This window comes from Cryptosporangium sp. NPDC048952 (genome assembly GCF_043197895.1).
Classification (GTDB): domain Bacteria; phylum Actinomycetota; class Actinomycetes; order Mycobacteriales; family Cryptosporangiaceae; genus Cryptosporangium.
In genome coordinates, this window is sequence record NZ_JBICTY010000004.1 from 79,894 (window position 1) to 99,636 (window position 19,743).

At 71.0% G+C, this 19,743-nt stretch carries 21 protein-coding genes and 1 pseudogene; 12 read left to right on the forward strand and 10 right to left on the reverse strand.

The annotated features are described in order from the left end of the window. Positions 1-129: 129 nt before the first annotated feature. Positions 130-1,428: a DUF4185 domain-containing protein gene (locus tag ACGFY5_RS22915; protein ID WP_392722710.1), complete on the forward strand. Its 1,299-nt coding sequence runs from the start codon at positions 130-132 to the stop codon at positions 1,426-1,428. On the opposite strand, the gene ACGFY5_RS22920 is transcribed toward ACGFY5_RS22915, so the two are convergent. Continuing rightward, a complete protein-coding gene (locus ACGFY5_RS22920; RefSeq protein ID WP_392722711.1) occupies positions 1,412-1,876 on the reverse strand; it encodes a hypothetical protein in 465 nt (154 codons plus the stop codon). The two genes, ACGFY5_RS22915 and ACGFY5_RS22920, sit on opposite strands and share 17 nt — an antisense overlap. A gap of 58 nt (positions 1,877-1,934) precedes the next feature. Then, positions 1,935-3,002 (reverse strand): glycosyltransferase, encoded by a 1,068-nt coding sequence (locus ACGFY5_RS22925; RefSeq protein WP_392722713.1) that lies wholly within the window; start codon positions 3,000-3,002, stop codon positions 1,935-1,937. An 80-nt stretch (positions 3,003-3,082) separates the two neighbouring features. On the opposite strand from ACGFY5_RS22925, the gene ACGFY5_RS22930 reads away from it, so the two are divergent. The 5 genes and pseudogenes from ACGFY5_RS22930 to ACGFY5_RS22950 all read left to right on the forward strand — a co-directional run. Next, complete coding sequence (locus tag ACGFY5_RS22930; protein WP_392722714.1) at positions 3,083-4,042, forward strand: ATP-binding cassette domain-containing protein; 960 nt, start codon at positions 3,083-3,085, stop codon at positions 4,040-4,042. Further along, positions 4,039-4,884 (forward strand): ABC transporter permease, encoded by an 846-nt coding sequence (locus ACGFY5_RS22935; RefSeq protein ID WP_392722715.1) that lies wholly within the window; start codon positions 4,039-4,041, stop codon positions 4,882-4,884. Before ACGFY5_RS22930 ends, ACGFY5_RS22935 begins: the two co-directional genes overlap by 4 nt. A gap of 18 nt (positions 4,885-4,902) precedes the next feature. After that, positions 4,903-5,478 carry a dihydrofolate reductase family protein gene (locus ACGFY5_RS22940; RefSeq protein WP_392722716.1) on the forward strand — a complete coding sequence of 192 codons (576 nt, stop codon included), beginning with the start codon at positions 4,903-4,905 and terminating at the stop codon, positions 5,476-5,478. A gap of 87 nt (positions 5,479-5,565) precedes the next feature. Then, entirely contained in the window at positions 5,566-6,669 is a 1,104-nt protein-coding gene (locus ACGFY5_RS22945) for a coiled-coil domain-containing protein (protein ID WP_392722718.1), read from the forward strand. Between the two features lie 137 nt (positions 6,670-6,806). Then, positions 6,807-7,247: pseudogene (locus ACGFY5_RS22950) on the forward strand (FAD-dependent monooxygenase); the annotation flags it as partial. Between the two features lie 63 nt (positions 7,248-7,310). Here ACGFY5_RS22950 and ACGFY5_RS22955 read toward each other — a convergent pair. Beyond that, positions 7,311-8,090 carry a hypothetical protein gene (locus tag ACGFY5_RS22955; protein ID WP_392722719.1) on the reverse strand — a complete coding sequence of 260 codons (780 nt, stop codon included), beginning with the start codon at positions 8,088-8,090 and terminating at the stop codon, positions 7,311-7,313. 180 nt (positions 8,091-8,270) lie between these two features. Here ACGFY5_RS22955 and ACGFY5_RS22960 point away from each other — a divergent pair, with 180 nt between their 5' ends. Then, the gene (locus ACGFY5_RS22960; RefSeq protein WP_392722721.1) at positions 8,271-9,452 is read left to right on the forward strand and encodes a winged helix DNA-binding domain-containing protein; all 1,182 of its coding nucleotides are present in this window, start codon (positions 8,271-8,273) and stop codon (positions 9,450-9,452) included. Positions 9,453-9,487: 35 nt separating this feature from the next. On the opposite strand, the gene ACGFY5_RS22965 is transcribed toward ACGFY5_RS22960, so the two are convergent. Beyond that, complete coding sequence (locus ACGFY5_RS22965; protein ID WP_392722722.1) at positions 9,488-9,913, reverse strand: rhodanese-like domain-containing protein; 426 nt, start codon at positions 9,911-9,913, stop codon at positions 9,488-9,490. Between the two features lie 93 nt (positions 9,914-10,006). On the opposite strand from ACGFY5_RS22965, the gene ACGFY5_RS22970 reads away from it, so the two are divergent. Then, entirely contained in the window at positions 10,007-11,158 is a 1,152-nt protein-coding gene (locus ACGFY5_RS22970; protein ID WP_392722723.1) for a hypothetical protein, read from the forward strand. Between the two features lie 140 nt (positions 11,159-11,298). On the opposite strand, the gene ACGFY5_RS22975 is transcribed toward ACGFY5_RS22970, so the two are convergent. The 3 genes from ACGFY5_RS22975 to ACGFY5_RS22985 form a co-directional block, all read right to left on the reverse strand. Next, positions 11,299-11,667, reverse strand: coding sequence for an FKBP-type peptidyl-prolyl cis-trans isomerase (locus ACGFY5_RS22975; RefSeq protein ID WP_392722724.1), 369 nt, complete (start codon positions 11,665-11,667; stop codon positions 11,299-11,301). 375 nt (positions 11,668-12,042) lie between these two features. Further along, complete coding sequence (locus tag ACGFY5_RS22980; protein WP_392722725.1) at positions 12,043-13,236, reverse strand: PLP-dependent aminotransferase family protein; 1,194 nt, start codon at positions 13,234-13,236, stop codon at positions 12,043-12,045. A gap of 48 nt (positions 13,237-13,284) precedes the next feature. Next, on the reverse strand, positions 13,285-13,710 hold the full coding sequence (locus ACGFY5_RS22985; protein ID WP_392722728.1) for an HIT family protein: 426 nt from the start codon (positions 13,708-13,710) through the stop codon (positions 13,285-13,287). Positions 13,711-13,908: 198 nt separating this feature from the next. Here ACGFY5_RS22985 and ACGFY5_RS22990 point away from each other — a divergent pair, with 198 nt between their 5' ends. Beyond that, entirely contained in the window at positions 13,909-14,919 is a 1,011-nt protein-coding gene (locus tag ACGFY5_RS22990; protein ID WP_392722730.1) for a type IV toxin-antitoxin system AbiEi family antitoxin domain-containing protein, read from the forward strand. Here the strand turns inward: ACGFY5_RS22990 and ACGFY5_RS22995 are convergent. From ACGFY5_RS22995 to ACGFY5_RS23005, 3 genes are all read right to left on the reverse strand, one after another. Continuing rightward, positions 14,825-15,823 carry a LacI family DNA-binding transcriptional regulator gene (locus tag ACGFY5_RS22995; RefSeq protein WP_392722732.1) on the reverse strand — a complete coding sequence of 333 codons (999 nt, stop codon included), beginning with the start codon at positions 15,821-15,823 and terminating at the stop codon, positions 14,825-14,827. The two genes, ACGFY5_RS22990 and ACGFY5_RS22995, sit on opposite strands and share 95 nt — an antisense overlap. A 125-nt stretch (positions 15,824-15,948) precedes the next feature. After that, on the reverse strand, positions 15,949-16,566 hold the full coding sequence (locus ACGFY5_RS23000) for a hypothetical protein (protein WP_392722734.1): 618 nt from the start codon (positions 16,564-16,566) through the stop codon (positions 15,949-15,951). Between the two features lie 72 nt (positions 16,567-16,638). Then, on the reverse strand, positions 16,639-17,532 hold the full coding sequence (locus tag ACGFY5_RS23005) for a TIGR03619 family F420-dependent LLM class oxidoreductase (RefSeq protein WP_392722736.1): 894 nt from the start codon (positions 17,530-17,532) through the stop codon (positions 16,639-16,641). A gap of 144 nt (positions 17,533-17,676) precedes the next feature. Here ACGFY5_RS23005 and ACGFY5_RS23010 point away from each other — a divergent pair, with 144 nt between their 5' ends. The 3 genes from ACGFY5_RS23010 to ACGFY5_RS23020 all read left to right on the forward strand — a co-directional run bounded on the left by ACGFY5_RS23010 (position 17,677) and on the right by ACGFY5_RS23020 (position 19,710). Further along, complete coding sequence (locus ACGFY5_RS23010; protein ID WP_392722738.1) at positions 17,677-18,411, forward strand: CAP domain-containing protein; 735 nt, start codon at positions 17,677-17,679, stop codon at positions 18,409-18,411. Between the two features lie 105 nt (positions 18,412-18,516). Continuing rightward, a complete protein-coding gene (locus ACGFY5_RS23015) occupies positions 18,517-18,660 on the forward strand; it encodes a DUF6203 family protein (RefSeq protein ID WP_392722739.1) in 144 nt (47 codons plus the stop codon). A 177-nt stretch (positions 18,661-18,837) separates the two neighbouring features. Then, positions 18,838-19,710 (forward strand): sigma-70 family RNA polymerase sigma factor, encoded by an 873-nt coding sequence (locus ACGFY5_RS23020; protein WP_392722741.1) that lies wholly within the window; start codon positions 18,838-18,840, stop codon positions 19,708-19,710. The last annotated feature ends 33 nt before the right edge of the window (positions 19,711-19,743 follow it).

The following is a 19,743-nucleotide window of genomic DNA, read 5'->3' on the forward strand; positions in this document are numbered from 1 at the left end:
GCAGCCCGGTCCGCTGAGGACCGGGCTGTTCGGATTGAACCTGGAACCGCGGGGTACCGTGACGTTACTGCCCAGTAGTTACCACTGGTCAGTGTCGGAGTAATCCGTACCACCGGGGAGGAAGCAGCCGTGCCGACTGCTGCCCTACCCGACGAGGACACGGCGGAGGCGCCGCCGACCAGGCGCCCCCTGCGCAAGCCGATCGTCACGGCGCTGATCGCGTACCTGCTCACGCTGGTGGCAGCCGGTTTGGTGGTCGACGCCGGCGATCGGCAGGAGCCGGCCGCTCCGCCGCCGTCGAAGCCGGCGCCCGTGCACGCCGCACCCACCCGGGCGCAGGCGCCTCCGATGAGCGACGTTCTGCCGGACGTGCCCGAGGTGGCGAGCGTCGACGTGCTCGACCCGGTGCACCAGCAGGGCCGCGTCACCGGACGCGACAACGGACAGAGCACCCGGTACGGCGACCGTTCGGTCTGGGTGTTCGCCGACACCGAGCTGACGAAGCCGGACGCGTTCCTGTCGAACACCGCGGCGTCCACGTCGGATCTGGTCGGTCGGGACGGCATCACGCTCACCGCCTCCGACGTCGGCGGAACCGCCGGCGACGTCCACGACGAGTTCCTGCCCTGGAACGACGCCGAGCGCGCGTTCGAGCGTGCCCATGCGAAGGACTGCGCGCTCAGGTACTGCGGGGTGACGTTCGGCCTCTGGCCCGGGCCGGTGATCGCCGACCCGGAACGTAACCGCGTGCTCGTGCTCTACCACAAGCTCTGCCGCGGCGGCGCCCCCCAGGAGCCGTGCTCGCAGAAGTACGGGCAGGACCTCGGAACGGGAGTGGCCGCCGTCGACATGCGCACGTACGAGGTCACGCGGTTGCCTGCCGGGAACGCGGAGCCGGTGAGCAGCATCGAGGGCCGCGACCCGTCGCTGTTCTTCGGACCGGAGACGATGTACGCGTCCGCGGCGGTGGTGGCCGGCGAGGACGTTTACGTGTACGGCGACTGCAGTACCGTCGACGTGCGGTGCCGGGTCGCGAAGGTGCCGCTGGCGAAGATCGCCGACCGGTCCGCGTGGCGGTTCTACGGTGGCGACGGCTGGTGGTCGATCGACCCGGCGGACGCGGTCGCCACGGTGCGCGCGGGTGGCGCCGGCAACAGCGTCCAGTGGAATCCGGCGTTGCAGGCCTGGGTGAACGTCTACATGGAGTACGGCTCGCACGAGGTGCGGGCGCAGGTGAGCGGCGCGCCGTACGGGCCGTGGTCGGAGCCGTTCACGGTGGCCGAGACCGATCCCGGGGACTACGGCACGAACTACGCGGCGTTCGCCCATCCGGAGTACTCCGAGCGCGGCGGACTCGTGCAGTACGTGACGTACTACCAGCAGTTCAGCGGGGCGCAGAAGCTGCTGCGCGTCACTTTCCGGGGCTGAGTGCCGGGGGCGAGGACAGCAGCAGGCTGACCGCCCCGGCCCCGCCGGCGACCAGGCGGTGGGTGTGGCCGGGACGGGCGGCGAGCTGTTCGCCGGTGGTCAGCTCGGTCTCGTCGAGGCCGTGCTCGCTCGCGACCGTCTCGTTGAGCGTGCCGCCGAGGACGGTCACGGTGCGGAAGCCGATCGTGTGGGCGTGCAGGTCGGTCGCGTCGCCCGGGGCCCAGCGGACCAGCCACGCGTCGTAGAGGAAGTTGCCGCGCAGTGCCACCGGCTCGCCCCCGGACGCCGCCAGCATCGCCTCGGCGCCACCGGCGGCGTCGATCTCGGCGGTGATGAGGTCGGCCCGCTCGCGCAGCGCGCTCGGCGTCAGCGAGGAGGGGGCGAGGAGGTAGGGCTCCAGGTGGTCGAGCCCGGAGGTCTGGGGGCGGGTGCTCGTCGTCGCGGCCATGGGGATATTGAAGCTTTTCCCGAGCGCGTGCTCTGTGCCCCCGCCACCGTCCGGTGTGTTAACTCGCCAACGTTGCGACCTGGACCGCGACGTCCTTGGGGGAGGGCCGGATCGCCAGGTCGTCCTGGATGCGGACGCTGACGCGGCGCAGTTCGTCGTCGGTGATGAGTCGTTGCAGGTGCTCGGCGGACGGACCCTTGAGCGGGGCGGAGATCCCGGCGCCGATCTCCGCGACGAGCTCGGCGTTGTGGCGCCGGTCGCCGGGGCCGGGCACGACCAGCTGCGGCACACCGGCCGCGAGCGCCGCCTGCACGGTGCCGGCGCCACCGTGGTGGACGATCCCGGTGCAGGTGGGGAGCACGGCGTCGAGCGAGACCCAGCCGATGGTCCGGACGTTGTCCGGAAGTTCCGGCGGGAGTCCGGGCTCCGGCCGGACCAGCACGAATTCGGCGTCGATCGAGCCGGCAACCGCCACCAGTGCCTTCATCATGTTCCCGTTGCCCGACCCGGCCACCGTGCTGCGGCTGACCAGGATCCGCGGCAGCGCGGGTGTCTCGGTCAGCCAGGACGGCAGCGGCGCGGGCGCCGGTGGCTCGTAGCGCATGGCCCAGCCGGGACGCGGCCCCACGACGCTCGGCGGCAGCACCTGGATCACCGCAGCCGGGTCCGGTAACCGGTCGATCGCCAGGCGGCGCAGCGCCGGCCCGGCCGTGGCCTGCACGAGCTCCGCGCCGTCGAGCAGGTTCGTCTCGTGGCGGACGGCCGGGACGCCGTGGCCCGCCGCCGCGATCAGTCCGGCCACCGCCAGCGGCTCGACGACGACGACGTCCGGCCGGAACGTCTCGGTGACGTCGCGGACGGCGTCGACGAGCTTCGCGTTGATCGTGCCGAACAGCTTGTTGGCGGCCGCCCAGGGGTGTCTCAGCGCCACTCCGCGCGCGATGGCGGCGAAGTCGAAGTCAGGGGCGATGTCCTCGACCGGCAGGCCCTGCTTGCGCGCCGCGGTGGCGGCGTCGGCGGCAGTGGCGATCAGGATCTCGTGGTCGGCCTCGGCGAGTGCACGGGCCAACGGAAGGAGCGGGAGGACGTGACCGGACAGTGGTGCGGAGACCACCAGAACGCGCATGCGCCGACGTTAGGGGGACACGGTGTCCACGGTCACTAATTCTGTCGTACCGAATTGATAGACCCGGGAGCATGGGGACCATGGAGAGAGCGATCGAGACCGCCGGCCTGGTCAAGACGTTCGGCCAGACGCGAGCGGTCGACGGTGTGGACCTGAGCGTGCCCGCGGGGACGGTGTACGGAGTCCTGGGGCCGAACGGCGCCGGAAAGACGACTGTCGTGCGCATCCTGGCGACGCTGTTGCGGCCCGACGGCGGTGAGGCCCGCGTCTTCGGGCACGACGTCGTGCGCGAGGCCGACGCCGTGCGCAGCAAGGTGAGTCTGACCGGCCAATACGCGTCGGTGGACGAGGACCTCACCGGGGTGGAGAACCTGCTCCTGCTCGGCCGCCTGGTCGGGCACAAGAAACGCGCCGCGAAATCCAGGGCCGACGATCTGCTCACCGCGTTCGGGCTCACCGAGGCCGCCGACCGCCAGGTGAAGAAGTACAGCGGCGGCATGCGTCGGCGCCTCGACATCGCGGCCAGCATCCTCAACACGCCCCAGCTGCTGTTCCTCGACGAGCCGACGACGGGGCTCGATCCGCGCAGCCGCAACCAGGTGTGGGACATCGTGCGCGCGGTCGTCGCGTACGGCACCACGGTCCTGCTCACCACGCAGTACCTCGACGAGGCCGATCGGCTGGCCGGCCGTATCGCTGTCATCGACCACGGCAAGGTCATCGCCGAGGGCACGCCGGGCGCGCTGAAGTCCTCGATCGGCGCGGGCACCGTGCACGTCCGTCTGCGCGACGCCCAGCAGCGCGCCGAGGCGGCCGACATCCTGGGCCGGGCGCTGGGCGCCACCGTGCTGCAGGACGCAGACCCTGTTTCGCTGACCGTCCGGGTCAGCGGCGACTCCGACCGGGGCGCCGCCGAGCACGCGTCGCGGGCGCTGGCCGATCTCGCGGCCGCCGGTGTCGTCGTCGACGACTTCTCGCTCGGCCAACCCAGCCTCGACGAGGTGTTCCTCGCACTCACCGCCCAGGGAGCCGCGGTATGACCACGACGACCACCGACGAGTCCACGACCTATGTTCCGTCGGCCGAGACGATGAGTGCCGTCCTGTCGCCAGCGGGGCGTCCGACGCCTCCCGGGCCGCTCGCGGCGTCGATCGTGTTCGGCTGGCGGGCGATGCTGCGCATCAAGCACGTCCCCGAGCAGCTGTTCGACGTGACGGCGTTCCCGCTCATCATGACGCTGATGTTCACGTACCTGTTCGGCGGTGCGCTGGCCGATTCGCCGCGCGACTACCTGCAGTTCTTCCTGCCCGGAATCCTCGTCTCGAGCGTCGTGATGATCACGATGTACACCGGCGTCGGGCTCAACACCGACATCGAGAAGGGCGTGTTCGACCGGTTCCGCACGCTGCCGGTCTGGCGTCCGGCCGCGCTCGTCGGGATGATCTTCGGCGACGTGTTGCGCTACGTCATCGCGTCGCTGGTCATCCTCACCGTCGGGCTGGCCCTCGGGTTCCGTCCGAGCGGGGGCGTGCTGGGCGTCGTGGGCAGCATCGCGCTGCTCGTCGTGTTCTCGTTCGCCTTCTCCTGGATCTGGACGTTCTTCGGGCTCGTGCTGCGCAGCGAGAAGTCGGTGATGGGCGTCAGCATGATGGTGCTGATGCCGCTGACGTTCCTGAGCAACGTCTACGTGGATCCGTCGACGATGCCGGGGTGGCTCCAGGCGTTCGTCGACGTCAACCCGATCACCCATCTGGTCAGTGCGATCCGTGGCCTGATGGCGGGCGAGGTCGACGGGCCGGCCGTTCTGTGGACGTTCATCGCCAGCGGTCTGTTCGTCGTCGTCTTCGGCTCGCTGACGATGCGCCGGTACAACCGCAAGTAGCCGGGGTACCGGTGAGCAATGAGATCACTTGTGGTGACCGAGAACATCACGCTCGACGGCGTGATCGAGATGACCGGCGATTGGTTCGACCCCACCGCTCCGGACTCCGACGACATCAACGAGGCCACCCGCGAGCACATGCTCGGCGCGGACGCGTTTCTCGTCGGCCGGACCACGTTCGAGGACATGCGGAGCTTCTGGCCGAAGCAGAACGACGACACCACCGGCGTCACCGACTACCTGAACCAGGTGCAGAAGTACGTGGTGTCCCGGTCCCTCACCGATCCGGAGTGGGAGCCCACCACGATCCTGCGCGGCCCCCTCCGCGACGACGTCGCCGCGCTCAAGGCCGCACCCGGTAAGGACATCGTCGTCACGGGCAGCGTCGACCTCGTTCGCCAGCTCGTCGCGAAGGACCTCGTCGACGAGTACCGGCTGTTCGTCTACCCCACTGTCGTCGGCCGCGGAGCCCGGCTGTTCCCCGACGGCGTCGAGCGCCCGCAACTGCGCCTACTGGAGTCCCGCGCGTTCCGCTCCGGAGTGGTGCTTCTGTGTTATTCCGCGACACAGCAATCCCACCAGTCACACGAGTAACAACTGCCTTTAGTTTGCGATTAAGGCGGACGCAAATTCGCTTTTGCGGGGCAGGGCCGCAGTTTCCGTTCTGCCTACGGTTCCGGGGTGCCCGTCACCCGCCACCGCGCCGCCGTCCTGCTGGCTACCGTCCTGATCGGACTCGGTGTGCTGCTCAGCGGGGTTCCCGGTCCGGCGTCGGCAGCGCCAGGGCCCGGCGCGGCGGACGACGAGGGCGGCACCGAAGCGCTCCGGCGCGACCTCGACAAAGCGACGGCCGGATACAACAACGCGCGGGCGAAAGCGCAGACGTCGCAGAAACGCCGGTCCACGCTGGTCACACAGATCGCGAATTCGGAAAAGCGCATCACGGTTCTCGAACAGCAGGTCCAGGATCTGGGCGCGGCCGCGTATCGCCAGGGACTTCCCGACCCGGCGACGGCGATGGCGAACTCCCGGTCGCTTCCGGACATGATCGGTAACGTCGGCCTGGTCGAGAGCCTGGCGCGCCAGCGTCAGCAGACGCTCGACGACCTGCTGAAGACCCGCTCCGACCTGGTCGCCGCCCGGCGCCAGGTCGACTCCGAGCTCACGAAGCAGCGCACCGAAGAGAAGACGATGGGTGAGCGCCGCGCCGACGCCGAGGAAGCGCTGCGCAAGGCCAAGGTCGGCGGCCAGAAGTCCGGCGGCTTCACCAGCGACGGCGAGAACAAGGACGTGCCGGCAGCCACCGGAAACACCTCGCAGGCCGCACCGGAGAAGAAGACCACCCGGAAGAAGACGCGGAAAGCCACCTCCTCACCCCGGCGCGGCGACGGTAGCTTCGGCAACGAGGGCTGCTCCCAGGACGACCCGACGTCCGGCGGCTGCCTGACCCCCCGCACCCTGCACGCGCTCCAGCAGACGAAGGCAGCCGGGTTCACCCACTACGTGCACTGCTTCCGACAGGCCTCGTTCGGCGAGCACCCCAAGGGCCGCGCGTGCGACTTCGCCGCCGCGCCGGGCGGGTTCGGTGGCGCAGCGACCGGCAACGACCGCGCCTACGGCAACCGTCTGGCGGCGTGGTTCGTCGACAACGCCGACCGGCTCGGCGTCCTGTACGTGATCTGGTACCGCCAGATCTGGCTCCCGGGCTCGGGCTGGCGCGCCTACCAGAGCGGCAGCGACCCGTCGGCGGCGCACACGAACCACGTCCATCTATCGGTGCAGTAAATAGCCGGTATGGCAAGAATCGATCTCCCTGATGTGACCTGGGTCTCGCACAGTGGGTGCCGGTCCGGCCATCGATGACGGGAAACCATTCATGCCTGCTGTAGCGAGGCGAAACCCGAGGTCAACGCGCTCGGCTCCGGCCCCTCGGCATGGGCATCTGGCGGGTGTTCGCGCCCCGCCCGGCCAGCGTCACCCGCACCGACCTGATCTACGGCGGCCCGTGCTACATCGCCGGGTACTGCCCGACCGGCGAGGACACGCTGTACGCGTACATCGTCGAAGAAGCGCAGGACCGCAGTGGTCTGTCGCCGGAAGAGCAACTCGCGACGATGGTCGAGCTGTCGCAGGCCTACCACGGGCCGTGGGACGACATCCGCCCCGGCATGACCGACCCGAGCCGGGTCAACTACACGCACTTCGAGGAGCATATCCTCGACGCCCCGTGGAACCGCGGCCGCGTCGTCGTGATCGGCGACGCCGCCCACACGTGCCCGCCCACCCTGGCGCAGGGCGCGGCGATGGCGCTGGAGGACGCCGCGGTGCTCGCCGAGCTGCTCACCAGCGCCGAGCAGCTCGACCGACGTCCCCGGCCTCATGGGCACCGTCGCCGCCCTGGTCAGCCAGCCGGCCTAGCCACCACGTCAGGCGCGCACCGAGATCCGCGTGCCCGGTTCGGGGTGATCGAGCATCTCGGCTGCGTTCCCGCCGCGCAGTAGCACCTCGTACCACCGCACCTCGGTGCCGTCCTTGCGCGTCCAGCCCGAGCTGCCGGGTGCGAACGACAGCGTCCGCGCGGGGACGTCGAACGTGCCGTCGCTGATCATCGCCTCCGCGCCCACACCGCCGACCCGCAGCGTCACGACCGACCCGATCGGCGCCGGCGGCTCCGACCAGCTCGTCTTGAGGTTGCCGTAGCCGTCGACGTAGACCAGCGCGCGTTCCGGCGGCGCGGGGATGTCGGCTGCGTCCACGGTGCCGACCTGCTCGGCGTCGCCATTCAGGACGTCCGGAAGAAGGGGTGGGAAAGCATCCCGGGAGCGGAACTGGGAACCGGTCGGGGGAATCACGATCTCGGTGAGCGTTTCGGCCTCGTTCCGCAGGAACGAGAACACGTACCCCGCGTCGACGCCGACGACGTGCGTGCCGTTGGGCAGGCGCGCGGCGAGGAGGCGTTCGCCCTCGTTGTCGGGGCGGGGAGCGTCCGAATCGGCGCGCGGGGCGACGTTGCAGTAGATCAGCCGGTCCGGTGGGCCGGGCGTCAACGCCAGCTGGGCGACGCAGAAGCCGGCGCCGAGCGTGTCGAAGGGTCGCATCGGCGTGTAGACGACGTCGGCGCCCGGCAGATAGCGCGCGAGCTGCTGCCGAACCTCGGCGAACGCCAGATCTCCGGGGCCGTAGTCAGCGACGACGTGCATCAACATGCGCCGGGCATACCCCGAATCGGGTAGTTTGCACGTTCGAGAAATTACCGGCCGCGCAGTTCGGGCGACGCGATAGACCGGGGCCATGACTGATTCGTCGACGCCCTGAACACACCGCCGCTGAGCCCATCGCGCGGTGGGCGGGCGAAAGTGTCGGTGGGGTGAGGCACCATCCCGGGCATGCGGGAATTCACGGATGAGGAGCGTCGGCGGCGGCTCGGTGTCCGGCACGCGCTGGCGGTCCGGGCGGCCGATCCGGTCGAGGCGGCCGCACGCGTGGTCGCGCTGCATGCCACGGACGCGGCGACCGTGTTCCTCTCCGTGCGCGCTCGCGCCACCCGAGGCGCCCCGGCCGACCTCGAGGACGCGCTGTACACGCGGCGCACGCTCGTCCGCATGCTCGGTATGCGGCGGACGATGTTCGTCGTCCCGAGCCCGCTGCTGCCGATCGTCGAGGCGTCGACGATGGAACGCGTGGTGGCCAACCAACGTCGCCTGCTGCTCAAGGACCTGGGAACGGCCGGTGTCCCCGACACCGAGCGGTGGCTCGCCGACGTCGAGGCGGGCACACTCGCCGCACTGGCCGCGCGGGGCGGCACCGCGTCGGCGGTCGAGTTGGCGGCCGCCGAACCCCGCCTGCGCACCTCCCTGCACATGTCGCCGGGCAAAGCCTACGAAGCGCGCACCGCGATCACCAGTCGCGTCCTGACGATCCTCGGCGGCGACGGCCGCATCGTCCGGGGCCGCCCCACCGGCAAGCTGTTCTCGCAGCGCTACCAGTGGGCGCTGGCCGAACAGTGGCTGCCGGTGCCGCTCGACCGGCCGTCACCCACCGAGGCCCGGGCCCGACTCGCCGCCGCCTGGCTCGCCGCATACGGGCCGGCCCCCGCGTCCGACCTGCAGTGGTGGACGGGCTGGACCGGGGCCCAGGTCACCCGCGCGGTGTCCGACGCCAAGGCGATCTCGGTCGGGCTGCCGAACGGAGCCACCGGCCTGGTGCTCCCCGACGACCGGGAGTTGACGCCCGACCCCGGTCCCTGGGTGGCGTTCCTCCCCGCGCTCGACCCCACGACGATGGGCTGGGCGGCCCGCGACTGGTACCTCGGCGGCTACACGCCCCTGCTGTTCGACCGCGCCGGCAACGCGGGCCCCACGATCTGGCTCGACGGTCGCATCGTCGGTGGCTGGGCGCACCGCGAGGACGGCGAGGTCGCGGTGCGGCTCTTCGAAGACGTCGGTCAGGAGGCGTCCGCGCTCGTCGACGCCGAGGCCGAGCGGGTCACGACCTGGTTGGCCGCCGCCGGCGACGTCCGCGTCCTACCCCGCTTCCGCACCCCCACCGAACGAGAATTGTCCAGCTGAGTGACCGTCGTCGATGCGGGCCGCGCGGCCCGTCGTCAGCGGCGGATGGCGGCGGGGTCGCCACCGATCGGGAGGTCGGTGGCGCGCCAGGCGTCGAAGCCACCGGCCAGGTCGGTGGCACGCCAGAGCCCCAGCTCGCGCAGGCGTGCGGCCGCGAGGCTCGACTCCTCGCCGTCCCGCGACACGAGCACGATCTCGACGTCGAAGCTCGTCACCTCGGGCAGATGACCGCCGCTGTTCGGCACGGCGCGCCACTCCAGCACCGAGCGGTCGAGCACGATCGCGCCCGGTAACCACCCCTGAGCGCGTCGCTCGACGATCGTGCGGATGTCGATGAGCACGGCCCCGCGCACGAACGCGGCCACCGTCTCGGCGGGACTCAATCGCCAGACGAATTCGTCCGGTCGCGCGGCCTCGGGCTCGTCGCGCTGGCGATGCTGACCTCCCGCGTCGTAATGCACGCACCGATTGTGTCCCCAGGCCGCCCACGCCGCGCACGGAAGGGGCGGCAGAAGTGGGATGCATCAAGCCGAGGGCGGTGCCACGCTGACGCGATGCCTGACGTGACCCACCTCGCCGCGACCGCCGCGCACGCGCTGAGCACCCGCTTCGGGCCCGTGCACCTCACCGCCACGACCGGACTCACGAGCTCCAGGTCCACCGTCTTCCGAGCCCACGTCGAAGGCCCCGATCAGCCCCCCACACCGCCCGCGCCTGCGTCGGCCGGGCCCGGCGCCCCGGCGGCGGCCGCGGGCGTTCCGGCGAGCGTCGTCGTGAAGGCGCCTGGCAGGGGTGGGCCGTGGCGAGAGCGGGCTGCGCTCGAGGTGTTGCACCGTGCGGGCGTACGCGGGGTCCCCGCGCTCCTCGCGACCAGCGACGACCCGCAACTCGTCGTCCTCGCCGACGCTGGCACCGGCCCGTCCCTCGCCGATCACCTCATCGGCACCAACCCGGCCGCCGCCACCCGGTCACTACTGACCTGGGCCGAGACCACGGCCACCTTCCAAGCCGCCACCGTCGGCCTCGAAGTTCCGTTCGTCAGCGCGTTGACACCACCGATGACCGCCGATTCCTCGGCCGACCTCCTCGCCGAAGCCGCCACGGCCCTGGCCGCACTTCTGCCCCAGCTCGGCGTCACGCCGCGACCAGAGGCGCTCGAAGCGCTCCGAGCCGTCGCGGAAACCCTCCCACCCGACGCTCGCGCCATGGACCCGGGCGACGCCTGCCCCGACAACAACATCGAAACCCCCGACGGACCCGTGCTGCTCGACTTCGAGTTCGCCGAGTACCGCCACGTCGCCTGGCACGCCGCCTACCTCCGCGTGCCCTGGCCCACCTGCTGGTGCAGCTGGCGACTCCCCTCGGACGTCGTCGAGAAAGCACTCGACCGATGGCGGCACACGCTGGCTCCCAGCCTGCCGTCCGTGGCCACGGATGCCTTCGACGCCACCCTCGACCTCGTCACCGCCGCCTGGGTGCTGCTCTCGGTGAGCTGGTTCCTCCCGGCCGCACTGGCCGGCGACCCACCCACGACCGAACCGACCCGCCCCCGACCCTCACGACGGCAGATGATCCAGTACCGGCTCGGCCGGCTCGCGGAACTCCCGGTGGCTGAACCCCTGGCGACCCTGGGCGCCGAAACTCACGCGGCCACCGTCCAGGAATGGGGCTCACAGCCCTTGCCGCTCGCACCGGCGTACCGCTGATCGCCCGTGCGGCGGACCACCACCTCGTCCGTTACGAGTTTCCCCGTCGACGCGCGATCCCGCGTGCGCAGAATGGGGGAGCGGTCGGGCGTCGCCCGGCGAAACCCTCCCGCCGGGCGACGTCCGACTTCCTCGCTGGACTAGCGGATACCCACGAGGTCGACGACGAAGATCAGCGTCTCGCCGGGCTTGATCACGCCGGCGGCACCGCGGTCGCCGTACGCGAGGTGCGGCGGGATGGTCAGCTTGCGCCGGCCACCGATCTTCATGCCATTGACTCCCTGGTCCCAGCCGGAGATGACCTGACCGGCACCCACGGTGAAATCGAGCGGGGCACCGCGGTTGTACGAGGCGTCGAACTCCTTGCCGGTGGAGTGGGACACCCCGACGTAGTGCACCGAGGCCACCTGGCCGGCGCCCACGGTGGCACCGTCACCGACGGTGAGGTCCTCGACGACCAGGTCGGCCGGGGGAGCACCTTCGATCGGGCCGACGTCGGGCTTCTGCATCAGTTGCCTCCTACAGAGCGGATAGGGCGTCCTCGATCGAACCATGGCCGGTCGGCGACCCCTGCCCCGGCTCGCCCGTTCGGGTCCGTTCCATGCCCTGTGCAACCTGATTCAGTCCAGATGAGGCTCACTGTCCTAAGCAGATCTAACGAGTGCCTTAAACCGTGGATCAACGCGTGCAGGTGACCCGTCGTTCGGGCGATGCTATCCCCGCCGGCCGGACCACCCCCCCGGGTCCGGCCGGTCCCCGCCGTCGTAGGGGCCGGACCACCACTGCGCTCCCCAGAACAGGGCCCGGCCGGTCCCCGCCGTCGTCGGGGCCGGACCACCACTGCGCCCCCAGAACAGGGCCCGGCCGGTTTCCGCCGGCACGGCTCAGGTCGTGGCCGCCGCGTGCACTCCCAGCGCCGCGCCCAGCCGCCGCATCCCCTCGCGAATCTCGTCCGGAGTGTTGGTAGTGAACGACAACCGGAGCGTCGCGCGATCGGGCTCCCCGGCGTAGAACGGAGCCCCCGGCACGAACGCGACGTCGTGCGCGAGCGCGGTCGGCAGCAACGAGGCCGCGTCGAACCCGTCCGGCAGCCGCACCCACACGAACATCCCGCCGTCCGGGTCGGTCCACCGGCTCCCCGGCGGCAACGTGCCCGGCAACGCGGCGATCATCGCGTCCCGACGCTCCCGGTACGCGTCCTGGAGCCGCGCGACGTGCCCGTCCAGGTCGGCCACCCCGAAGTACGCCGCCGCGGCCGCCTGGTCGATCGTCGACGTGTGCAGGTCCGCGGCCTGCTTGGCGACGACGAGAGCCGGACGCGCGTCCGCAGGGCTCCGCACCCACCCGAGCCGTAGCCCCGGTGCACCGATCTTCGAAAAACTGCCCAGATAGAAGACGTCGTCCGACGTCGAAGCGAGCGGCAACACCGGCGCACCGCGATACCGCAGCTCGCCGTACGGATCGTCTTCCACCACCCGCACGCCGCCGGCCGAGGCGATCCGCGCCACCGCCGCCCGGCGCGACGCCGGCAGCGTACGACCGGTCGGGTTCGCGAACGTCGGCACCGTGTAGAACAGCGCCGGGCGGTGCCGCGCGACGACGTCGGCCAGCGCATCGGGATCGACGCCCTGCTCGTCGCCGGGCACCGTCACGAGACGGGCGCCCGCGAGCTGGAAACTCTGCAGCGCGGCGAGGTACGTCGGCTCCTCCACCGCGACCACCGCGCCCGGATCGAGCAACGCGGTCGTGACGAGCGTCAGTGCCTGCTGCGAACCCGTCGTGATCAGCAGGTCGCCGGGCTCCGTCGGCAACCCACGCCGGGTGAGCCGCTCGGCGACCCGCGTGCGCAGCTCGAGGTTCCCCTCGGTGGGCGCGTACTGCAGCGCGAGCCGCGCGCCCGGCCCGGCGAGCACCCGCGCGTACGCCTCCCGGAGGCCGTCGAGATCGAACAGCTCCGGTGCGGGCAACCCACCCGCGAACGACAACACATTCGGACGCTCGAGCAGCGCGAGCAGGTCCCGGACGGGAGAACTCGCGACGCCCCGCAGCCGGGCGGCGAGCGGGGGCAGCGTGGACACGGCAGTACGCTAATCCACGCTTCCTACATTTCGGAATACAATTCCTATTTACTGAGAAGCGTGTTCGCTGTGCCCGTTCGTCACCAGGGCGGCGCGGAGGCGCTCGGCGGCCTCGTCCATGTCCTGCGAGTCGGGGCGGGGGTCGGCGTTGCCGAAGTCGAAGTCGTCCAGGTCCCAGGCCGGGTAGGTGTGCAGGTGCAGGTGCGGCACCTCGAACCCGGCGATGATGAGCGCGGCCCGGGGTGCCTCCCACGCGTCCTTCTGCGCCTGGCCGATCGTGTGCGCCACCGTGGTGAGGTGGGTGATCAGCTCGACCGGGGCGTCGGTCCACTGGTCGATCTCGCGTCGCGGCACGACCAGCGTGTGGCCCGGCCGAATCGGCGCGATACTCAGGAACGCGACCGCGTGCTCGTCCTTCCAGACGAACCGGCCCGGAAGTTCCCCGTCGATGATCCGCGTGAAGATGGTCGCCACGGCCCCAGCATGCCAGAGCCCCACCCACCCGTGGTGAGCACGCGACGCGCGTTGAGCCCGCGATGGTTGTCAGGCGTTGCACACCATGGGGTGCAATTCCTGACAACCAATCCGGTGCGCGATTGGACAACCACTGGGCTGTCCACAGATCGCGCTCCGCCCCTGCCGAGCGCGCCACCGTCGGGCCATCGTGACCGCATGGATCCTGGCGCTGCCCTCGCGGAGCTGCTCGTCGCCCAGCAAGGCATGCTCCTGCGGAGTCAAGCGCTCGCGTCGGGGCTCACCGACCGTGCGATCGCTTGGCGCCTCGCACGCGGGCTGTGGCGGCGGATCTACCCCGGTCTGTACGCCACGTTCACCGGGCCGCCCACGCCCGAACAGCGCACGGTTGGAGCGAGCCTCCTCGCTGGCAAAGGGGCACAGATCACGGGGGTGGCGGCGTTGCGTCGGCACGGAGTGCGCTACCTGCCGTCGGACGATCGGGTTCACGTGCTGGTGCCGCTGGCTACGCGCCGCGTCTCCCGTGGTTTCGTCGTGATCGTGCGAACCTCGCGCCCGGACGAACACGCGCTCCACCGGGCGCCGCTCGAGATCTGCTCCCTGCCACGGGCAGCCGCCGACGCCGCACGCGCCGGCTACTCCCGTCGAGACGTCCGGGCCTTCCTCGCCGAACTGCTCCAGGAGCGCCGCGTCACGGTCGACCAGTTGGACGCCGAGTGGCGACAAGGCCCCGTCCGTAACAGCAAGCTGCTCGGTGAAGTGCTCTCCGAAGTGCGCGACGGTGCTCTCTCAGCGCCCGAAGCGGAACTGCGCGCGCTGGCCTCCACGAGCACGGTGCTCCCGCCAATTCTCTGGAACCCGACGCTCCGCGCGGACGACGGCACCCGCCTGCCCTCACCCGACGGCTGGATCCAGGACGTCGGCCTCGCCCTCGAAATGGACTCCGACGAGTTCCACAGCTCAGTCGACGATCAGCAGCGCACCCGCGAGCGCGCCCAACTGTTGGCCACCTACGGAATTCTGACGCTCAGCTTCTCGCCGCGGGAGATCCGGAAGGCGCCGCGACGCGTGCTCGCCACGATCGAAGGTACCTACCGCGAGCGCCCGCGGGGGTTCACCCGCGCGCGTGGCGTGCCGCGCCTGTCGAGCCTCGCACCACCAGTTCGGGCTGGAACAGGAACTCCGACTTCGGGCCGGGCGCCCCGGTGATCTCGCCGAGCAGCATCCGCACCGCCGCGATGCCCATCGCCTGCACCGGCTGGCGCACGGTCGTGAGCGGAGGGTCCGTGAACGCCACGAGCAGCGAGTCGTCGAATCCGATCACCGACACGTCGCCCGGTACCGACAGCCCGAGATCGCGGATCGCCCGGATCGCTCCGAGCGCCATCAGGTCGCTGCCGCAGATCACCGCCGTGCAGCCCGCAGCGACCAGCGACGTCGCGGCCGCCTGCCCGCCCTCCACGGTGAACAAGGTGTGCTCCACCACGCCCGCTTCGCCGACGAGCTCGGAGAACGCCGACACCTTGCGCAGCACGGGAACGAACCGCCGCGGCCCCATCGCGAGCCCGATGCGCTCGTGACCGAGACTGACCAGATGCGACACCGACTGCCGGATCGCCGCCCGGTCGTCGGTGGACAGGAACGGCGCGGCGACCCCCGGCTGGTACCCGTTGATCAGCACGATCGGTAGTCGGCGCGCGGCCAGCCGGTTGTAGCGCTCGACGTCGGCCTTGCTGTCGGCATGCAATCCCGACACGAACACGATGCCGGACACGCCCCGCTCGGTGAGGACCTCGGTGAACGCGTCCTCGGTGACGCCACCCGGCACCTGGGTGCACAGCACCGCGGTGAAGCCGGCCAGCGACAGGCCCTGTTCGATGACCTGCGCGAACGCCGGGAAGATCGGGTTGTCGAGCTCGGGGATGATCAGTCCGATCAGGCCCGCGCCGCGCTGCTGCAATCGTGGCGGCCGCTCGTAACCCAGGACGTCGAGCGCCGCGAGAACGGCCTGGCGCGTCGCGGGGGAGACGCCCGCCTTGTCGTTGAGGACCCGGCTGACCGTCGCCTCGCTCACCCCGGCCTTCACGGCCACATCGGCAAGCCGCGGCGTCATGACCCGCACTCTAACGCCCCTTTGCGACCGGTCCCTGACGGCAATCCGGGGTCGTCAGCAGCGGTACGACGAAGGCCCGGCTCCGCTCCGGACGAGCCGGAGAACAGCCGGGCCTTCGCTGACGATCAGTACGGTGCCGACGGGGGCAACGGGCCGGAGCTCGGCGGCCCGCTCGTGGGCGGCGGGGTGTGACCCGGTCCGCTCGACGGCGGCGGCGAGTAACCCGGGCCGCTGGTGGGCGGCGGGTAGCCGCCACCCGGCTCGTTCGACGGCGGGTAACCGGTGCCCGGCCCGCTGGGCGGCGGCGTGTAGCCCGCTCCGCTCGTGGGCGGCGGGCCGTAGCCCGTGCCCGGGCCGCTCGTCGGCGGCGGGGTGTAACCCGGGCCGCTCGTCGGCTGGCCGTAGTTGCCCGGACCGTAGCCCCCAGGCCCACCCGGACCGAAGCCACCGGGGCCACCGGGTCCACCCGGTCCACCGCCGGGACCGCTCTGGCCACCGCCGCCGCGGCGACGCAGGAACAGCAGCACGCCGATCACGATGATGGCGATGAACAGCAGGCAACAGACCGCACCGCAGATGCCGCCGAAACCGCCGCGGCTACGACGTCCGCGGGCGGACTCGATCGCAACGTTGGCGAGGGTGGGGTTCTCTGCGGCCCAGGCTTGGACCGGAATCAGGACGGCGAAAACGGTGGCGACCGTGGCCGCACCGAGCACCGCGCACACGCGTCGTAGCGAGCTCATGGAGTCCAGTGTCCCGGGTCACGCAACGTTTTCTCACCGGACCCGCCCAATTGGCCGGCGGCGCGGCCCCGTTCAGGGCGCCAGAGCATCCAGAACGGTCAGCGCGTGACGTAGCGCCGTCGCGGCGTCGACCTCGATCGCACCCACCGCCGGATCGAAGTTCAGGTCGACGAAGACCTCGGTGATGCCCTGCTCCTCGAGCACCGGGAGATCGGCCTTCACCTGCTCCAACGTGCCGCTCAACAGACCTTTGCGCTCTCCGACGACCACCACGCCCCGGCAGACGAAGCGCAGCGCGTCCGCATCGCGGCCGGCCTTCTCCGCGGCGGCCCGGACCGTGTCGACGGCCGGGCGCAGCTTCGTCAGATCGAACGTGCTGCGGCTGATCCATCCGTCGGCCAGCCGCCCGGCACGCTCCAGCGCGCGCGGAGCGTCGCCGCCGATCAGCACCGGCGGCCGCGGACGCTGCACGGGCTTCGGGAGCACCGAAGCGGGCTCGACGCGGTAGAACTCGCCCTCGAACGAGACCGGGTCGGGCCCCCACACCGCATCCAGGCAGCGCAGGTACTCCTCGAACCGCGCGCCCCGGCGTTCGAACGCGACGTTGGCCGCGGCGAACTCACCGGGGATCCACCCCAGGCCCAGACCGGCCAGCAGGCGGCCCCGGGACAGGACGTCGAGCGTGGCGAGCTGCTGACCGAGCACAGCCGGCGTCACGAACGGCGCGTTGACGATCGCGGTGCCCAGGCCGACGCGCTCGGTGACGCCGGCGGCGAACGCCAGCGCCACGACCGGATCGAGAACGCTGTGGTAGGTCGGCGCGAGGCGCTTGCCCTCCGGGACCAGCAGGCGCTGGAACGACCAGAGCGTGCGGTAGCCGAGCTCCTCGGCGCGCCGGGCCACCGTGACCACGTTCTCCGGCGTCGCCCATCCTCCCGCGACCGGGAGGCCGAATCCGATGTCCATGCGCCCGAGCATGCCCTAGGCCTCCGACAACTTTCCTGCACCCCACCTACCCCCGCAGTCTTCTCACCGCCGCAGGACCCCCGCCGATGTGAACAGCGACGCCAACGGCAACCGCCGTAAGCGCCGATTACAGGGGGACACCACTTGCGAACCACCGTTGGTAAGAAGATCGGGTTCGGCATCGTCGCCGCGGTCGCCTTCACCACGATGGCTGTCGGCGCGGGCACCGCGGCCTCGGCCGCTCCGCTCCCGGCTGGGGGTTACGACCGCTACGCCTCGCAGTACCAGTACGACAACTACAACCCGTGGGCCTCGCCGCGGTACACCCGTCCGGCCAAGCCGGTCACCACCAAGCCGGTCACCACCACGCCGGCCACGCGTCCGAGCGGCAGCACCACCACCGCTCCGACGACCTCCGCCCCGGTCGGCAGCACCGCGAACACCACGACCTCGGTGTCCGCTCCCGTGCAGGCCGTGCTGACCCAGATCAACAAGGTCCGCGCCGCCAACGGCGTCAAGGCGCTGACGCTGAACAACCAGCTCACCGCCGCCGCGCACCAGCACAACCTCACGATGGCCAGTGGCTGCGGGCTCTCGCACCAGTGCTCCGGTGAGGGCAACGCCGGCACCCGCATCAGCGCGCAGGGCCTGAAGTGGAACGCCTACGCCGAGAACATCGGCTACGGCAGCACGAGCGCCGCGACCGACGCCGCGCACACGGCCACCGCGACCCGTATCACCCAGTCGATGATCGACGAGGTGGCGCCGAACGACGGTCACCGCCGCAACATCCTCAACGCCTCGCTCGGCCAGATCGGCATCGACCTGTACCGCGACGCCAAGGGCACGCTCTGGATGACCCAGGACTTCGCGAACTGACGTAGCCCGATGAACGGCCCCGACCGCCGGTCGGGGCCGTTCGCATGACCGGCCCTCCACGGGGGTATCCCTGGGACCAGAGCCGACTGACCGAGGGAGAGCCTCATGCTGAAGGAACTGGCGCAGGGCGCGATTCTGAAGAAGATCGCCGCCCGGACGCCGCTCGGTGCGGCTGTCGTGATCGGCGGTGGTTGGTACCTCCGGCACCGCAAGGCGAAGAAGGCCCAGCAGGTGGGCGCCGTTCGCTGATCCGACGCGAGCACCACGGCCGGGGGGACATCCGCCCGGCCGTTTTTCTTTGTTCAAGGTGTTTACTGAAAGTGATCGTGGAACTACTCCTTGCAACCGGAGTGCAACTGAGCGGCACCCGCTCCCGCACCCGAACCGGCACAAGCTCATTCGTGTCGGAACCACAGGGGGGATCGCATGACCACGACTACTCTCGCCGCCCCGGCGCGCCTGACCGAGCGGGAACTCGACGCCCTGGTCCGTGAGCACCTGGCGCTGGTCGGCCACCTCGTCCGCGAGATGCTCGGCCGGGTCCCCGCGCACGTCAACCGCGACGACCTCACGTCCGCGGGGCTGGCCGCCCTGGCGTCCGCCGCGAAGTCGTTCGACCCTTCCCGCGGCACCCCGTTCGGCTCCTTCGCGACCGTCCGCATCCGCGGTGCGCTGCTCGACGAGCTGCGTGGTCTGGACTGGGCGAGCCGCTCGGTGCGCCACCGCGCCCGCAAGATCGAGACCGCCGCCGCGGAGCTCACGGCGCAGTTGGGCCGCACACCGACCGACACGGAACTGGCGGAAACGCTCGGCGTCGCGGTGGCTGAGCTTCATTCCGCTGCCGACGACGTCCAGCGCGCGGTCGTGTTGTCGCTGCAGGGATTCGCCGCCGGCACCGCCGAGGACCTGGTACCCGACCGCACCCAGGGCCCCGAGGAGCTCCTGCTGCACCGGGAGAAGATCGGCTACCTGCACCAGGCGATCTCCGCGCTGCCCGAGCGGCTGCGCACGGTGGTGGAGTCCTACTTCCTCGACGAACGGCCGATGGCGGTGATCGCGTCGGAGCTGGGTGTCACCGAATCGCGGGTCTCGCAGCTGCGCGCGGAGGCGCTGACGCTGCTGCGCGACGGCATCAACTCCCAGCTCGATCCCGAGCAACTGCCGAACCACGTGCGCCAGGACGGGTGCATCGCGCGCCGCCGCCACACCTACTACAGCGACGTCGCCGCCCGCGGAAACCTGCACACCCGGCTGACCCACACTTCACCCATGGGGACGCCCCTTCGTGCCGCCGGCTGAGCCGCCTGGAACCGACACGTGCGCCTTCGGCGC

Excerpts from the sequence above, each read along its gene's own strand:
- ACGFY5_RS22920 (WP_392722711.1), bottom strand. The coding sequence starts at position 1,876 with ATGGCCGCGACGACGAGCACCCGCCCCCAGACCTCCGGGCTCGACCAC.
- ACGFY5_RS22925 (WP_392722713.1), bottom strand. The coding sequence starts at position 3,002 with ATGCGCGTTCTGGTGGTCTCCGCACCACTGTCCGGTCACGTCCTCCCG.
- ACGFY5_RS22930 (WP_392722714.1), top strand. The coding sequence starts at position 3,083 with ATGGAGAGAGCGATCGAGACCGCCGGCCTGGTCAAGACGTTCGGCCAG.
- ACGFY5_RS22935 (WP_392722715.1), top strand. The coding sequence starts at position 4,039 with ATGACCACGACGACCACCGACGAGTCCACGACCTATGTTCCGTCGGCC.
- ACGFY5_RS22940 (WP_392722716.1), top strand. The coding sequence starts at position 4,903 with ATGAGATCACTTGTGGTGACCGAGAACATCACGCTCGACGGCGTGATC.
- ACGFY5_RS22955 (WP_392722719.1), bottom strand. The coding sequence starts at position 8,090 with ATGTTGATGCACGTCGTCGCTGACTACGGCCCCGGAGATCTGGCGTTC.
- ACGFY5_RS22960 (WP_392722721.1), top strand. The coding sequence starts at position 8,271 with ATGCGGGAATTCACGGATGAGGAGCGTCGGCGGCGGCTCGGTGTCCGG.
- ACGFY5_RS22970 (WP_392722723.1), top strand. The coding sequence starts at position 10,007 with ATGCCTGACGTGACCCACCTCGCCGCGACCGCCGCGCACGCGCTGAGC.
- ACGFY5_RS22975 (WP_392722724.1), bottom strand. The coding sequence starts at position 11,667 with ATGCAGAAGCCCGACGTCGGCCCGATCGAAGGTGCTCCCCCGGCCGAC.
- ACGFY5_RS22990 (WP_392722730.1), top strand. The coding sequence starts at position 13,909 with ATGGATCCTGGCGCTGCCCTCGCGGAGCTGCTCGTCGCCCAGCAAGGC.
- ACGFY5_RS22995 (WP_392722732.1), bottom strand. The coding sequence starts at position 15,823 with ATGACGCCGCGGCTTGCCGATGTGGCCGTGAAGGCCGGGGTGAGCGAG.
- ACGFY5_RS23000 (WP_392722734.1), bottom strand. The coding sequence starts at position 16,566 with ATGAGCTCGCTACGACGCGTGTGCGCGGTGCTCGGTGCGGCCACGGTC.
- ACGFY5_RS23005 (WP_392722736.1), bottom strand. The coding sequence starts at position 17,532 with ATGGACATCGGATTCGGCCTCCCGGTCGCGGGAGGATGGGCGACGCCG.
- ACGFY5_RS23015 (WP_392722739.1), top strand. The coding sequence starts at position 18,517 with ATGCTGAAGGAACTGGCGCAGGGCGCGATTCTGAAGAAGATCGCCGCC.
- ACGFY5_RS23020 (WP_392722741.1), top strand. The coding sequence starts at position 18,838 with ATGACCACGACTACTCTCGCCGCCCCGGCGCGCCTGACCGAGCGGGAA.